Annotated in this window: 12 protein-coding genes; 7 read left to right on the forward strand and 5 right to left on the reverse strand. The window is 71.2% G+C overall.

Going from position 1 to position 14318, the window contains the following annotated elements:
* The 4 genes from ACFZBX_RS18895 to ACFZBX_RS18910 all read left to right on the forward strand — a co-directional run.
* On the forward strand, window positions 1–179 hold a 179-nt coding region (locus ACFZBX_RS18895), incomplete at its 5' end, for a pirin-like C-terminal cupin domain-containing protein (protein ID WP_391535034.1).
* Between the two features lie 368 nt (window positions 180–547).
* Window positions 548–3184 (forward strand): hypothetical protein, encoded by a 2637-nt coding sequence (locus ACFZBX_RS18900; RefSeq protein ID WP_391534869.1) that lies wholly within the window; start codon window positions 548–550, stop codon window positions 3182–3184.
* A 51-nt stretch (window positions 3185–3235) separates the two neighbouring features.
* Window positions 3236–4204, forward strand: coding sequence for a Gfo/Idh/MocA family protein (locus ACFZBX_RS18905; protein WP_391534870.1), 969 nt, complete (start codon window positions 3236–3238; stop codon window positions 4202–4204).
* 318 nt (window positions 4205–4522) lie between these two features.
* Entirely contained in the window at window positions 4523–5434 is a 912-nt protein-coding gene (locus ACFZBX_RS18910) for a glycoside hydrolase family 19 protein (protein WP_391534871.1), read from the forward strand.
* 94 nt (window positions 5435–5528) lie between these two features.
* On the opposite strand, the gene ACFZBX_RS18915 is transcribed toward ACFZBX_RS18910, so the two are convergent.
* Window positions 5529–7214, reverse strand: coding sequence for a hypothetical protein (locus ACFZBX_RS18915; RefSeq protein ID WP_391534872.1), 1686 nt, complete (start codon window positions 7212–7214; stop codon window positions 5529–5531).
* A 267-nt stretch (window positions 7215–7481) separates the two neighbouring features.
* Between ACFZBX_RS18915 and ACFZBX_RS18920 the strand changes: the two genes are divergently transcribed.
* From ACFZBX_RS18920 to ACFZBX_RS18930, 3 genes are read left to right on the forward strand one after another with little or no spacing between them, the layout of a single operon-like run.
* Window positions 7482–8564: an NAD-dependent epimerase/dehydratase family protein gene (locus ACFZBX_RS18920; protein ID WP_391534873.1), complete on the forward strand. Its 1083-nt coding sequence runs from the start codon at window positions 7482–7484 to the stop codon at window positions 8562–8564.
* 59 nt (window positions 8565–8623) lie between these two features.
* Window positions 8624–9118 (forward strand): NUDIX domain-containing protein, encoded by a 495-nt coding sequence (locus ACFZBX_RS18925; RefSeq protein ID WP_391534874.1) that lies wholly within the window; start codon window positions 8624–8626, stop codon window positions 9116–9118.
* The gene (locus ACFZBX_RS18930) at window positions 9115–10110 is read left to right on the forward strand and encodes a galactokinase (RefSeq protein WP_391534875.1); all 996 of its coding nucleotides are present in this window, start codon (window positions 9115–9117) and stop codon (window positions 10108–10110) included. The genes ACFZBX_RS18925 and ACFZBX_RS18930 overlap by 4 nt, the downstream gene beginning before the upstream one ends.
* An 18-nt stretch (window positions 10111–10128) precedes the next feature.
* Here the strand turns inward: ACFZBX_RS18930 and ACFZBX_RS18935 are convergent, their stop codons facing one another.
* The 4 genes from ACFZBX_RS18935 to ACFZBX_RS18950 all read right to left on the reverse strand — a co-directional run bounded on the left by ACFZBX_RS18935 (window position 10129) and on the right by ACFZBX_RS18950 (window position 14184).
* Complete coding sequence (locus ACFZBX_RS18935) at window positions 10129–11226, reverse strand: radical SAM protein (RefSeq protein ID WP_391534876.1); 1098 nt, start codon at window positions 11224–11226, stop codon at window positions 10129–10131.
* 66 nt (window positions 11227–11292) lie between these two features.
* The gene (locus ACFZBX_RS18940; RefSeq protein ID WP_391534877.1) at window positions 11293–12117 is read right to left on the reverse strand and encodes a carbohydrate ABC transporter permease; all 825 of its coding nucleotides are present in this window, start codon (window positions 12115–12117) and stop codon (window positions 11293–11295) included.
* Window positions 12114–13031 (reverse strand): carbohydrate ABC transporter permease, encoded by a 918-nt coding sequence (locus ACFZBX_RS18945; protein ID WP_391534878.1) that lies wholly within the window; start codon window positions 13029–13031, stop codon window positions 12114–12116. The genes ACFZBX_RS18940 and ACFZBX_RS18945 overlap by 4 nt, the downstream gene beginning before the upstream one ends.
* Window positions 13021–14184, reverse strand: a complete 1164-nt coding sequence (locus ACFZBX_RS18950) for an extracellular solute-binding protein (RefSeq protein WP_391534879.1) — start codon at window positions 14182–14184, stop codon at window positions 13021–13023. The genes ACFZBX_RS18945 and ACFZBX_RS18950 overlap by 11 nt, the downstream gene beginning before the upstream one ends.
* Window positions 14185–14318: the final 134 nt, after the last annotated feature.

Genomic DNA, 14318 nt, shown 5'->3' on the forward strand with positions numbered 1-14318 from the left:
CCGAGAAACTCGTCATGTGGTGGAACTTCATCGCCCGCACCGGCGACGAGATCCTCCAGGCCCGCAACGACTGGGAAACCGGCACCCGCTTCGGCCAGGTCCACGGCTACGACGGCCCCCGCCTCCACGCCCCCACCCTCCCCGACATCCCCCTCAAGGCCCGCGGCCGGGAGCGCTGACCTGCGAGGACGACGCCGAAGTGGCGTTCCCGACCACCGGTGTCGGGTGAGGCCGTGCCGGAGTTCGCGAGGGTGATCACGCCCCGGTCCGCTGTCCCCGCTGCCGGTGTGATGTGGGTGGCCCGCCGATCCTCCGGTCCGGGTGTCTGCCGCAGGGGCTGCTCGTATCGACGCCGACCTCGCCGACCCTTCTGATGGCCGATCAGTCTCGAATGGACAGGCGGGCCGGTCGAACGGGTGGGCGGGGCAGGTCCTGCGGTCGGTCGGCTGCTTGTGGAGCCCGTCCGGAAACTGACAGGATCTCAGTTTGGATACCTCCTGGGTGCTGCGGATCGGGCAGCGCCCGGGCGGCGCGGAGAGGGGACGGGATGGCACGGGTGAACCTGCGGGCCGCGTTCATGAGCGGGCTGTCGTCGACCGTCACGGCGCAGCAGGTCTTCACCAACCGGGTCGACGAAGTGGCCGCGTTCAACCGGTCGGTGGAGAGCCTGCGCCGGACGCTGGACGAGGCCGAGGTCTCGCCGGTCGTGGACCGCGTGCAGGGCCGGCGCAACGTCCTGACGCTCTACGGGGTCGGCGGCATAGGCAAGACGACGCTCTCCCAGGAGTTGGAGCGCCGGCTGCTCGCCGACGCGGCCGCCGAGGGAGGCGACGACGTCGTGGCGGTTCGGGTCGACCTCTCCGAGGACGGCGCGTGCGACATCGAGAACCTGGTGATGCGCCTGCGGGCCGCGCTCGGACAGCTGGGGAGCCGGTGGCAGGCCTTCGACCTGGCGCTCGCCTCGTACTGGGTCCGCGCGCACCCCGGTGAGACGCTCCAGGACTTCCTGGACTCGTCGCCGGCGCTGCGCCGCGCCTCCCGCAGCGTCGGCCTCGGTGACCAGATCGCCGAGAGCGTGCGGCAGGTCGACCCGGCGGGGCTCGGTGGCCTGGCGGGGCTGGCGCACCGTGCGGCCCTGGCCACCTACCGCGCCGTGCGTGACCGGGTGCGTGAGGGGCGGCTGCTCGCCAACTGCGAGCTGTTCGCCGAACTCGTTGAAGCAGAGGCCGACTACGAGACCCTCTCGTACTTCCCGTACCTGCTGGCCTGGGACCTGGACCAGCTGCCCAGCCGCGGCAGGCCGGCCCGGCGGCCGACGGTGTGCGTGTTCCTCGACACGTTCGAGGTGGTCAACGGCGGCGCCGACCGGACGGTGGAACGGCTGATCCAGCGGTGTGCCTACCTGATGCCCAACGTGCTGTTCGTGATCACGGGCCGCAACCGCATCGACTGGGCGGACACGGGTGTCGGCGGCGAGTTGGACTTCACCGGTCCCCAGTGCTGGCCCAATCTGCACTTCAGCAACGACGCCGTCGAGCCGAGGCAGCACCTGGTCGGCTACCTCTCGGACTCCGACGCCGACAGCTACCTCCGCGAGGCGCTCGTCCGCGACCACGAGCCCGCCATGACGGACGAGGTCCGCCGGCGCATCATCGACGGCGGTCAGGGCCTGCCCCTGTACCTGGACCTGTCGGTGTCGCACTTCGCGGCGCTCCTGGCCCGCGGTGGCCGGCCGTCGGCCGCGGACTTCGGCGGCTCGTTCACGGCGGTGGCCACCCGCTCGATCCGGGACCTGCCCCGGGAGGAACGCGATCTCGTCCGTACGGCGGCGCTCACCGACCGCGTCGGGGCCGAACTCCTGCGGGCCGGACAGCCCGGCATCTCGGACGGCAGCGTGGCCCGGTTCCTGCGCCGGCCGTTCCTGATGCACGACGACGCCTACGCCCTGCCGTATTCCCTGCACGCGGCGCTGCGCCATGCCATCCGCGAGGCGGACCGGACACTCCCGGACGGGTGGTCCGACCGCGACCGCACCGAGGTCGCGGCCCGGATGCTCGTCTGGCTGGGTGAGCGCCTGGAGCCGTCCGCGGGGCGGGTCACCATCGCCAACGCCCTGGAGTCGGGCCTCCGGCTCTCGGCCGCGCACGGGGTCTTCGAGGACTGGATGGCCCGCGCCACGCAGCGCCTCGTCGAAGCCGGGCAGTGGTCCGAGTTGGGCGCCGGGCTCACCACCGAACGGGCCGCGACGCCCGAGTACCGTGCCCTTCTCGCCGCCATACGGGGTGTTCAACTGCGCCGTACCGGCCAGGCCGCGGAGGCCGTGTCGCTGCTCGCCGGTGCGGGCGAGGGCGTCCGGCAGGGCAGTGCGACGGCGCAACTTCTGCGGCTCCACCTCGCCCACGCGCTGCGCAACCACGGTGACTACACCGAGGCGGCGGAGATCTACCGTGCCCTGGTGGGAGGCGAGTTCGATCCGGCGGCCCGCTACTGGCTCTGCGACTTCGACTACCTCAACGGACGGTTCGGTGCGGCGCTCGGCCTGCTGCGCGAGCAGTGCGGCCGCGGGCCGGAGGCGGAGGGCGAACGGCTTCGGCTGATCGGGCACATCTGGCGGGTCAACGCCCGCTTCGACGAAGCCACCGCCTCGTACACGGAGGCGATCGACCTCGCCCGGCGCGAGGGCCTGGCCGCCGCCGAGGCGAAGGCGCTGGCCAACCTGGCGCAGACCGCCTGCTGGTCCGGTGCGACGGCGCCGGTCTCGGAGGCGGCGGCCCGGGCGCGGGACCTGCTCGATCTGGTGCCCAACCCCGTCGAACTGGTCAAGATCCGTTCCGCGGAGGCGGTCGCGCTCGCGGTGGCCGGTGACGCCGGAGCCGCCCTGGAGGCTGTCGGAGGCACCCGTCGGCTGGCGGACGGCATCGGCTACCGCGGTGGTCACAATCTTGCCGACGTGGCTCAGATCCTGCTCGGGGTGCTCGACGGCGATCACGACGGCGCCCGTCGTACGCGGGTCGAACTCGATGCGCGCACCCGCAGGTCGGGCGGCAACACCTATTGGGTTCCGATCGTGACGAGTTGGATCGACGGTGTCCCGAGGGCGGCGGAGCACGACCCGGGGATCGAGTGGGTCGACGGGCCGGCCGTGTCGTTGGGCCGGTGGGCCGAGGTGGCCGCGCGACGATAGAGGCACCCGGGTTCCGGGGAACGGGGCCGTAGTGGCGGGAGGGAGAGACTCATGACTGACCGCGTTGGCGTCGAGCCGGTGCGGGTCGGCCTGGTCGGGGTCGGCGTCATCGCCGAGACGCACCTGGCCGTGCTCGCGGAACGGCCGGACGCGGAGCTGGACTTCACGGTCGACCCCAGGCCGGCGGGGCCGGTCGTGTTCCGAGGAGCCACGCCGTCCCACTACGGGAGTCTCGCCGAGGCGCTCGATGCGCACCGACCGGACCTGCTCGTCCTCGCGACCCCGACGGAGACCCACGCCGAACTGACGGTGCTGGCTCTCGCCCGGTCGAAGGCCAGGATCCTGGTGGAGAAGCCCCTCGTTCACGATCTCGCCTCGCTCGCCGGGCTGCGCGACCTGGACGGCGAGACCGGCGTCCGGGAGCGTGTGTTCACGGCACACCACTTCGCGTTCTCCCCCGAGGTGGACTGGGCGGCCGAGCTGATCGCCGCGCACCCGGAATGGGGACCGGTCACGGCCGTCACGTCGGCGTTCTACGACCCCTACGTCCTGCGGGGTCCTGAGGCCTTCGCCTCGTACGTGTCCAGTTGGACGGACTCGGGGGTGAACCAGCTCAGTATGCTCACCCGCTTCGTCGAACTCACCGAGCTCACCTCCGCCCGACAGCTCGACGGCGGCGCAAGCGCGTGGTGCACGGTGGCGTTCCGTTCCCGAGGTGAGGACGGCACGGCCCGGCTGCGCAGCAGCTGGCTGACCGGCTCCAGCAGCAAGGAGAGCAGCCTGGTGTTCGGCCGCTCCGGTGTGGAGATGTGGATCGACCACACTGCCATGACCGGATTCGCCGCCAGGGGTGGCGAGTTGGTGGCCGCATTCGGCAACGACGGCCGAACCGGGCGGAAGGTCGCCCACTACCGCCCGCTCTACGCCAGCCTGCTCTCCGACCGGCCCGATCCGGTCCTCGGCTTCGACGCCGCGGCGACGATCACGGCGATCCATCTCGCGAGTCCTGCACCACGGTAGTTCCCGGCTGCCCGGCTCGGAGGGTTTCAGCCGGACCGGGGTGGCCGTGTGCGCAGGGGAGTGAATACGCGCGGGATCGATGCGCACCCGATTGATCCGAGTTGCCGTCAACAGTCCGACATTAGTGCCGAGTTGTCTTCCCCCTCAATGGGGCGGGGAAGTCGTTGCGCCGTGCAAAACGTGTTCGGTCGGGGGTTGACCGGGGTGAACGCGGGGCGGTTCAGTGTGCGCCAACATCCTCCTGCACGGCGTCTGTCGGCGGGCCCGGCCCCCACCGGGTCCTGTTCGGCGTGTCCGTGGTGCACGAAAGGGAAGCTCGTGCTCAGAACTCGTGTGAAGGCGCTGCTGGTCGGTCTGATGGCGGCAGGGACTCTGGCCGCCACGGCACTCGTACCGGCTGCGGCTTCTACCGCCGCCCCCACGTCGGCGGACGAATGCGAGATTGCGCCCAGCTGGTCGCAGGGCGCCAACTACCAGGCGCGCGACATCGTCAAGTACACCGACGGCAAGATCTACGTCGCCCAGCGCGACAACCCCGGATACAACCCCGCGGTGAGCACGTACTATTGGGCTCCGTACACCTGCGGAACCGGTGGCAACCCGTATCCGAACAGCTTCGTGGTGAGCGAGGCCCAGTTCAACCAGATGTTCCCGAACCGGAATCCGGCCTACACGTACCAGGGCCTGGTGGACGCCATGGACGCCTTTCCCGCGTTCGCGCACACCGGTGACAGCGTGATGCGCAGGCAGGAGGCCGCGGCCTTCCTCGCCAACATCAGCCACGAGACCGCCGGGCTGTACTACATCAAGGAGGTCAACGAGGCGAACTACCCGCACTACTGCGACGCCGACCAGCCCTACGGCTGCCCGGCCGGACAGGCGGCGTACTACGGGCGCGGGCCGATCCAGCTGAGCTGGAACTACAACTACAAGCGGGTGGGTGACTTCCTCGGCATCGACCTGCTGAACAACCCGTGGCTGGTGGAGACCGATCCGGCCGTCGCGATGATGACGGCCCTGTGGTACTGGAACACCCAGGCCGGGCCGGGCCCGATCACCGGGCACGACGCCATGATCAGCGGCGCGGGCTTCGGGCAGTCGATCCGCTCGATCAACGGTGCGCTGGAGTGTGACGGCAAGAACCCGCGCCAGGTCGAGAGCCGGGTCAACCGGTACAAGGCGTTCACGCAGACCCTCGGGGTGCCGACGGGCTCCGGGATCTCCTGCTGATCCTCCGGGTAAGGCAGGGCAGGGCAGGGCAGTTGGCCGCGGGCCGGGCGTTCTCGCCCGGCCCGCGGTCGTGTCGGCGCCGGCTGCGGGCCGGTCAGACGACGGTGAGGAGGGTGCCCTCGTAGGCGAGCCACTGCGAGTAGGAGTGGAGGCCCTTGGGGTGGGGGGTGGTGGGTGTCCAGGTGGGCGGGCGGGGGGTGGTGGCGGGGAAGGGCTGGGTGGTGGCCGGAGGTGCGGGGGTGGGGGCGGGGTGGATGGGGACGGGGCGGACGGCGGTGTGGATGGTGCCGGCGAGGTCGGCGAGGGTGGTGGGCTCTTCGGGGGCGACGGTGAGGGTGCGGGGGGCGGGGCGGGTGCGGAGGACGGTGAGGACGGCGTCGGCGAGGTCGTCGACGTAGACGGGGTGGATCTCGGTGTCGGGGGCGCCCGGGACCGTCATCGGGAGGCTGCGCAGGGCGTCCCACACCATCCGGCCGATCAGGGTGTCGCGGGAGCAGCCGGGGCCGTAGACCTCGCCGACGGTGAGGGTGTAGGGACGCGGGTCGTCGGGCAGACTGATCGTCAACGTGCGCTCGGGGGCGCCTTCGCGCAGGCCGGTCAGGTCGAGGACGGCGTCGAGCGGGGCGTCGGGGCCGGCCAGGTCGGTGAGGCGGCGGGCGAGGTGCTCGCCGAGCGGTGAGGCGCCGCCGCGTACGGTGAGGCCGGCGGGGCGCCGGGGGCGGCGGGGGGACGGACCGGCGGCGGCCTCGTGGCCGGCGGCCAGGGCGCGCCGGGCGACGGCGGCCAGGACCTCGCGGCGTTCGGCGATCCGCTCCTCGGTGCTGGTGTTGCTGATGCCGCCGGCGCCGATGGTCGCGATCGCCTCGGCGTACACCTCGGGCCGCACGGCGGGTGCGGAGCCGTCGGGGGCCAGGCCGAGGCGGGCGGCCTCGTGGCCCATGGCGAGGGCGGTGAGCCAGGTGCCCCGGACGTCGGACGCGCCGGACTCCGGGCCTGCGGGCGGTGCGAGCAGGGTGCGGGGCAGTTCCAGGCCGCGCAGGTACTGCTCGCAGTCCATGTGCAGCCAGCGCTCGGGGCCGGGGCCGTCGACCCGCACCGTGCAGCGCGCGACGCCGTACTTGAAGAACGGCAGGACCCGCAGGCCGGTCAGGTTCAGCGCCTCGTCGCCGGGGCGGTCGCCGGGCAGGAAGCAGACCGAGCGGCGCGGGCCGCGGAAGGCGTTGCCCGAGATCGAGCCGTGGTCCTGGTGCTCGGCGAGGTTGGGGACGGAGACGTAGCGGGGGACGCCGAGGTCGGTCAGGTAACGGTGCATCAGGATGTCGTCGGGCCAGCCGCCGAGGCGCGCGCGGCCGTAGCGGACGAAGCCCTCGGCGACGGGCCGGGGAAGTACGATCGCGACGCACGGGAAGTACTCGTTGACCGCGCCGACCCAGCGGGCGCCGGCCATGGCGCCGAAGCGGATCGCGGCCCCGTTGCGGGAGTCCCACAGCGCGAACAGCGCCAGCGCCGCGTCCGGCATCGCCTCGATGGCGAGGTGGACCCGCTCGAAGAACGATTCGGACAACAGCATGTCGTCCTGGACCACGAGTTGGTGGGTGGCGCCGTCCTCGACGGAGTCCCAGGCGGCGAGCGCCGTGCGCAGCACCGAGGGAGTGCCGGTCGGGTCCGGGTCCATGACGACGCGCAGCGCGCCCGGAGGTGCGGCCATGGCCATCCGCTCGGCGGCGTGCCGGCGCTTGGGGTGGGTCATGACCACCCCGCTGAGCTGATGGCGCGTCACGTGGTTTCCCTCTTTCCGATGGGGTGTGGGGGACTTGGTGGCACTCGTGTCGCTATCGGCTACTGCGGGTGCCATCGATTCCGGACAGTACGGATCACGCCGGACGCTGGCAAGAGTGCCGAATTAGCACTGGTGTAACGGTTGGTGTCCCAAGGATGCTGGACTGGCACACCACCTTGCGTGTGAAGCGTGTGGCTGTGTGTGAGCGTGTTTTGAGAGTTGATGGCTGAGAGTTGAGAGTTCGCCGTCTTAACGGAGGGAACCCCTATGTCCGCTGGATCGCACGCGCCGTTGAACGAAGCCGGAACCGACGGGGGTGAGAGCGTCGAGGCACGGCTGGAGAGGCTTCGCGACTCCCGCATCCTCGTGACGGGAGGCGGGGGCCTGGTGGGAAGCCGCCTCACCGCCCTGCTGTGCAAGGTCGGTGCCGAGGTGACCGTCCTGGACCGGATGGACGCCTACCCCGAGAACGGGCACGAGATATTCGGAGTGGAGAAGACCGGGGCCAGGCTGGTCGTCGGGGACGTCTGCGACCGCGAGGTGGTCGCCGGGCTGCTCCGGGACGCCGATTACGTGGTCCACGCCGCCGCCTACGCGGACGTCGCCGCCTGCACCCGGGACCCCGACGTCGCCTTCCGGGCGAATGTGCAGGGCACCCAGGTCATCCTGGAGGAGCTGGCCCGGACGGGGGTGCGCCGGCTGGTGCTGGTCTCCTCCGCGTCGGTGTACGGCGACGGCCCCACCGACTCGCCCGGACCGCACATGTTCCACGAGGACCAGGCGCTCTTCCCGCTGTCGGTGTACGCCAACGGCAAGTTGTGGGCGGAGCACCAGACCCGGCTGATGCTCGGGCCGGCGGCGGGGGCCGAGTTCGCGATCGTGCGCTACTTCTCCGTCTACGGGGACCCGCAGATCCCGAAGCCGGGCAGCCACTCCTGGATGGTTCCCTGGCTGTCGCTCCAGGCCAAGCTCGGCCGCCCGATGCGCCTGAACGGCGGCGGCGTCCAGGTGCGCGACATGATCCACGTCCAGGACGTGGCCGAGGCGACCGCGCTGGCCCTCGTCGAGGAGGGGATGGCGGGCCGGACGGTGAACGTGGGGACCGGGCGTCCGACGGCGGTGCGGGAGGTCGCGGACCTGCTCATGCCCTACTTCCCGGACGCGGAGCGGATCCTCACCCCGCGCCCCGAGGGCGACCCGCTCGGCGGGTACGCCTCCACCGAGCGGGCCCGGGAGCTGCTGCGCTGGCAGGCCCGGATCGGCGTCGCGGAGGGCGTCGACCGCTATGTGCGCTGGTTGGAGCGGACGCCGGAGGCGGTGCCGCGCTGGCTCGCCGAGGACCGCGCGTGACAGTGTGTGACCCCGTGACGTCCGCCGTGGGGGCGGATGTCGGAGGAGGGGGTGCCGGCATGGGCTATGTCGGGTCGTACGTCTGGTCGCTGCGTCAGAAGGTCGGCGGCAGACGGCTGTTGGTTCCGGGCGCTCAGGTCCTGCTGATCGACGGGGCGGGCCGGGGGCTGTTCCAGCAGCGGGCCGACAACGGCGTGTGGGAGCTTCCCGCGGGCGCCTGCGAGGAGGACGGGGGCTTCGCCGACGCCGCCGTCCGGGAGGTGGCGGAGGAGACCGGGCTGCGGGTCGCCAAGGAGGACCTGGTCGCCTTCGGCTCGCTGTCCGACCCGGCCGTGCACACGGTGACGTACCCGAACGGGGACGTCAACCACTGCTTCGCGCTGTGCTTCGAGGCCCGGCGCTGGTCGGGGGAGCTCTCCCCGGGGGCGGACGAGGTGCGCCGGGCGGAGTTCCGGCCCCTCGACGATCCGCCGGCACCGTTGCACCCGCCCACGCGGGTCGTACTGGAGATGTACCGCGAGTTCCGCACCGACGGGAGGTTTCGGGCAAGGTGAGCGAAGAGCAAGTGATCCGCGTCGCGGTGCCGTGCCGGGCGTGTCTGTCGGGGGAGGACCTGGACTGGCTGGGCGACGGCCGCTCGGTCAGCCTGGCCCTCGACCTGCCGACCACGGTGGAGGTCCTGCCCACCACGGTGGGGGCACCGCCCGACAGCACGGACGGCGACTGGCCGGAGCAGGTGTGGGCGTTCCTGGGCGAGCGGCTGCCCGGGGCGGCCGGCCCCCCGCCGGCCGTGCGCATCGGCAGCGAGGCGCCCGCCGCCAGCGGGCTGTCCTCGTCCACGGCCCTGATCGTGGCGCTGTTCCGGGCGTTCGCGCAGGCGGTCGAGGCGGCGGGGCCGGACCGGACGCCGGACGCCGTCCTCGTCGAGTGGGCGTACGAGTTCGAGTTCGCCCGCTTCAACGGCGGCGGCATGGACCACCTCGCCGTCGCCGAGGGCGGCGCCCTGCTGATCGACGGCCGTGAGCGCGGCCTGCCGGTGGTCCGGGAGCGGCTGGAGTTCCCGGCGGACTGGGGGGTGGTCGTGGTGGACTCCGGCACCCGGAAGAACACCGCCGACCACATCCGCACGGTGCGGGCGCAGCTCGCGGCCGGCGACCCCGGCCTCGCCGCCTACCGGGCGGAGGCCGACCGCGCGTCGGGCGCCGCCTGGGCGGCGCTGCGCGGGCACGACCACGAGGCGCTGGGGGAGGCGATGAGCCGGGCGCACGCGGCGATGCGTGACTTCCAGGGCATGTCGACCCCGCTCCTGGAGGAGCTGCGGGCGCTGGCCCTGCGGTCCGCCGCACTGCCGCTCAAGCTCAGCGGCGCCGGCGGCGGCGGTTCACTGGTCGGCGTCTGCCCCGCGGCCGACCTGCCCGGGGTGGCGGCGCGGCTCGCCGACGCGCTGCGCGGACCCTTCCCCGGGGCACGCGTGATCCCCGCCCGGGCGGCTCCGGGGAGCCGGAGTGCCCGGGCGGGGGACCGGGCCGTCGTCAGCACCGGCTGACGACGACCGCGGCCACGGTCACAGGAACGGGTCGTAGTCCTCTCCAGGGGGGACTGCGCCCGTTCCTTGTGCTATCTGCTCCAGCTCCAGGTTGGAACGGTGCCGCGCGCAGTGGAAGCGGCAGTCCCGGCTCGGGTCGACGATGCCGCGGTCCGACGTCTTCCAGATGTCGGGCAGGCTGTCGGTGACGGCGTCGCCGATCCGGGCCAGCGGGTTGCCCCGGTGGTAGGAGCAGATGTACACCCCGGACGGGGTGACCAGGGTGCGCAGCTCGGCGATCGCGCAGCGGTGGTAGTCCTTGGGCTGGACCGGCCCGGTGTGCCGGCGCAGCGAGGTGAGCGTCGAGGAGTTGATGAGCTGGAAGGTGTCGCTCTCCAGCCGGGCGGCCTCGGCGAGCTGGCTGTCGACCGAGTCGAGGAGGTCCTGGGAGACCTGGATGACGTGGTGCTCCTCGTCGAACATCGCCTTGGTCTCGAAGTAGTCGCAGCCGATGTCGTGGGCGAGTTCGGCCGCCTGGAGCACCTCCGTGTGGTTGCTGACGATCCGCCCGTCACGCTCCTGGCGGGTCATGACGAGGAACGAGTAGCCGAGCGCGCCGGTCTTCGCCTCGGCGAGCAGCCGCATGTTGGCGACCACCTTGTCGAAGACGCTGCGGCCCTTGCGGTCGGGGCGGAAGAGGCCGTACGTCTCCGAGGTGCCCGCGTCCATGGAGACGCGGACCCAGGAGGCGTAGGCGGCGAGTTCGTCGAGGTTCTTGTCGATCATGGTGCCGTTGGTGACGACCCCGATGGCCAGGCCGGCCTCGCCGAGGATGCGCAGGACCCGGCGGGTGCCCCGGTGGGCGAGCGGTTCGCCGCCCCCGATGAGGACCACGGCGCGGACGGACATGGAGACCAGTTCCTCCGCGAGCGCGGCGAGCCGCTCGGGGGTGAACCGGCCCTGGTTGAGCAGCTTCCCGCTGATGCACTCGGGGCAGGCGAGATCGCAGAAGGTCGTCGGGTCGAGGTCCACGACCAGCGGGGCGTCCGACGCCGCCCCTCCGGCCGCTTGAAGTATTCGGGGCCAGCCCGATGGCTGGTAGAGCTTGGAGACGAGATCGAGACGGTCGTGCGTCACAGAGTCCTCCTGTGGACGTGAACGGGGTGCGACCGGGGGAGCCGGGTGTTTCGAGTGAGGGTTGGTTCAGCCCTTGACCGCTCCGGCGGCGAGGCCTGAGGCGATCCGGCGCTGAATGACGAGGAAGAAGATGACGACGGGCAGGGCGGTGAGCGAGGCACCCGCCATCAGCCCGCCGTAGTCGGTCCCGAAGCTGGTCTGGAAGGAGACCAGCCAGATGCTGACGGTCTGCTTCTCCGGGGTGGAGAGCAGGATGTAGACGAGCACGTACTCGTTCCACGCCTGGACGAGCGCGAAGACCGAGGTGGCGACGATGCCGGGTGCGAGCAGCGGGAGCACCACCCGGCGGAACGCGCCGAGCCGGCCGCAGCCGTCGACCATGGCCGCCTCCTCCAGTTCCACGGGCACCCCGGCGATGAAGCCGCGCAGCATCCAGACCGTGAACGGCAGCGTGAACACCAGATAGGTGATGATCACCCCGGTGAGGCTGTCGGTCAGCCCGGCGTCGTTCAGCAGCAGGTACAGCGGGATGACCAGGGCCGTCAGCGGCACCATCTGGACGATGAGGATCACCACGACGAAGGCCTTGCGGCCCGTGAAGCGGAAACGGGCCAGGGCGAAGGCCGCGAGCGTGCCGATCACCAGCGACACCAGGACGGTGCCGATGCCGATGACGACGCTGGAGCGGACGTTCTCCCAGAAGGTCTCCGAGTTCAGCGCCCGCGAGAAGTTGGCGAGCGTGGGACGGCCCGGCCAGAACTTCGGCGGCAGGCTGAGGATCTCGTTGGCCGGCCGGAACGAGGTGAGCACCATCCAGTAGACGGGGAAGCCGATCACCGCGGCGACGAGCAGTCCGAGCAGATCGCGGCCCAGCGACCGCTGTCGCCTCATTCGAGCTCTCCCGTTCTGAGCATCTGACGCAGGTAGACGACCGAGCCGGCGAGCAGCAGCACGACGGTCACGACCGCGATCGCGGCGCCGGCGCTGTACCGGTTCACCGCGAAGGACTCGATGAAGGAGTAGACGCCCAGCAGGTAGTACTCCCGCTCGGGCTGGCCGCCGCGCATCAGCCAGATCTGGTTGAAGACGCCGAAGTCCCAGATGGCGGTCAGCGTGGTGACCATCAGCAGCACCGGCTTGATCACCGGGACGGTGACGTGCCGGAAGACCTGGAACGGCTTGGCGCCGTCCAGGACCGCGGACTCCTCCAGTTCGGGCGGGACCTGCGCCAGCGCGGCCCGCAGGGTGATGGCGGCGAACGGCAGCGAGCCCCACACCACCACCGCGACGATGACCGAGAACCCCTGCCAGGGGTTGACGAACCAGTTGTGGTGGGCCATGTCGACCCCCGGCAGGTTGGAGAGCACCCAGTTGGCCACGCCGTAGTCGGAGTCGAAGAGCCAGCGGAAGATCGACGCGGCCACCATGGCCGGCATCGCCCACACCGTGACCAGCACGCCGGCGATGACGGCGCGCACCCAGGGCGAGACCCGGTGCATCAGCTGCGCCGTGAACAGCCCGAAGGCCACGGTGAGGACGACGCACACCGCGGTGAACAGGATGGTGCGGCCCAGCACCGTCCAGAAGAATCCGTCGCCGAAGATCCTGCTGAACTGGTCCAGCCCGGCCCACGGCGGGGAGTCGCCGCTGAAGAGCTGCTCGCGGGTCATGTCCTGGAAGGCGAGCACGACCATGTCCACGAGCGGGTAGCCGAGCACCAGGACCATCGCCAGGACGGTGGGGCCGATCAGCAGGTACGGCAGCAGCGTCGGACGCCGCCGCCGCCGGCCCCGGTCAGCGCTCATTGATCACTTCGTTGATCCGCTTGTCCGCCTCACGGGTGGCGTCCTGCACCGACTGCTTGCCGTTGGAGATGCGCTCCAGCATCTCCTGGAGGATGTTGGACTTCTCCACCGAGGTCCAGCCCGGCGCGAACGGGGTCATCCAGCCGCCGGTCGCCGCCGCCTGGGCCGCCGGGCCGTTGATGCCGCCCGAGGCGACCTCGGTCAGCTGGTTGGTGTTGTTCGGCAGGGTGTTCACGGCGATCAGGGCCTTCTGCGACTCCCGGTCGGTGAACATCTTGATCCAGTCGGCGGCCAGGTCCTTGCGCGTCGACTTGGCCGGCACCGCCAGGGTGGAGCCGCCGAGGAACGGCGGCAGGAGCTTGCCGGACGGGCCGGGGAAGGGGAAGGTGTCGAACTTGTCCTTCAGCTTCGGGTCGCCGCCGGAGCGCTCGTCGGCGGCGGCGGTCGCCTCCCAGGTGTTGCCGTAGAAGACGCCGACCTTGCCCTGGCCGACCACCTGCGGCTGGTCGCTGTTGTCCTTGGCCCGGTCACCGACGTAGTAGGTGTCGATCAACCGCTTCCACTCGGTGAGCCCGGCCATGGACGCCGGCGAGGACAGGGTGCTCTTCCACTTGTCGCCCTCCTTCACCGCGATCTCGCCGCCCGCGTCCTTCACGAAGGCCATCGCCGCGTACCAGTAGCGGCCGGGCATGTAGAGCGCCGAGTAGTTGGGGTCCTCGGCGCCGTAGGTGCTCTTCAGACGGTCCAGCGAGTTGAGCAGTTCGGTATAGGTCTTCGGAGCGCCGGTCACACCCGCACGGGTGAACTGGTCGGTGCGGTAGACCGCGATCCGGGCCCCGACGTAGTACGGCACGCAGTAGGTCTTGCCATCGGCCCGGCAGGCATCGGCCAGCGCCGGCAGCCAGGCCTCCGACTGGTCGAAGCGCGCCGGGTCAACGGGGGAGAAGGCGCCGTTGATGATGTAGTTGGTGGTCTCGCTGTTGCCCATCTCGACCACGTCGGGAACGTTCTTCCCGGCCAGGACGGCATCCAGCTTCTGGTTCTTCGTCGTCCACTGCTGGTACTGGACGTCCACCGAGACCCCGGGGTGGGCCTGGGCGAAACGCTCATTGGTGGACTGGACCAATTGCGGCCAACTGTCCTGGGCGTCCACGGCCAGCCACACCGTCAGTTTGCCGCCCGACTCGGAGCCGCCACCCGATCCGGAGCTACAGCCGGTGGCGGCGAGAGACAGGAGAAACGTGAGGACAAGGGGGCGATAGGACATGCGAATGGCCATGAGGTCTC

It is taken from the genome of Kitasatospora sp. NPDC008115, from assembly GCF_042957205.1.
Classification (GTDB): domain Bacteria; phylum Actinomycetota; class Actinomycetes; order Streptomycetales; family Streptomycetaceae; genus Kitasatospora.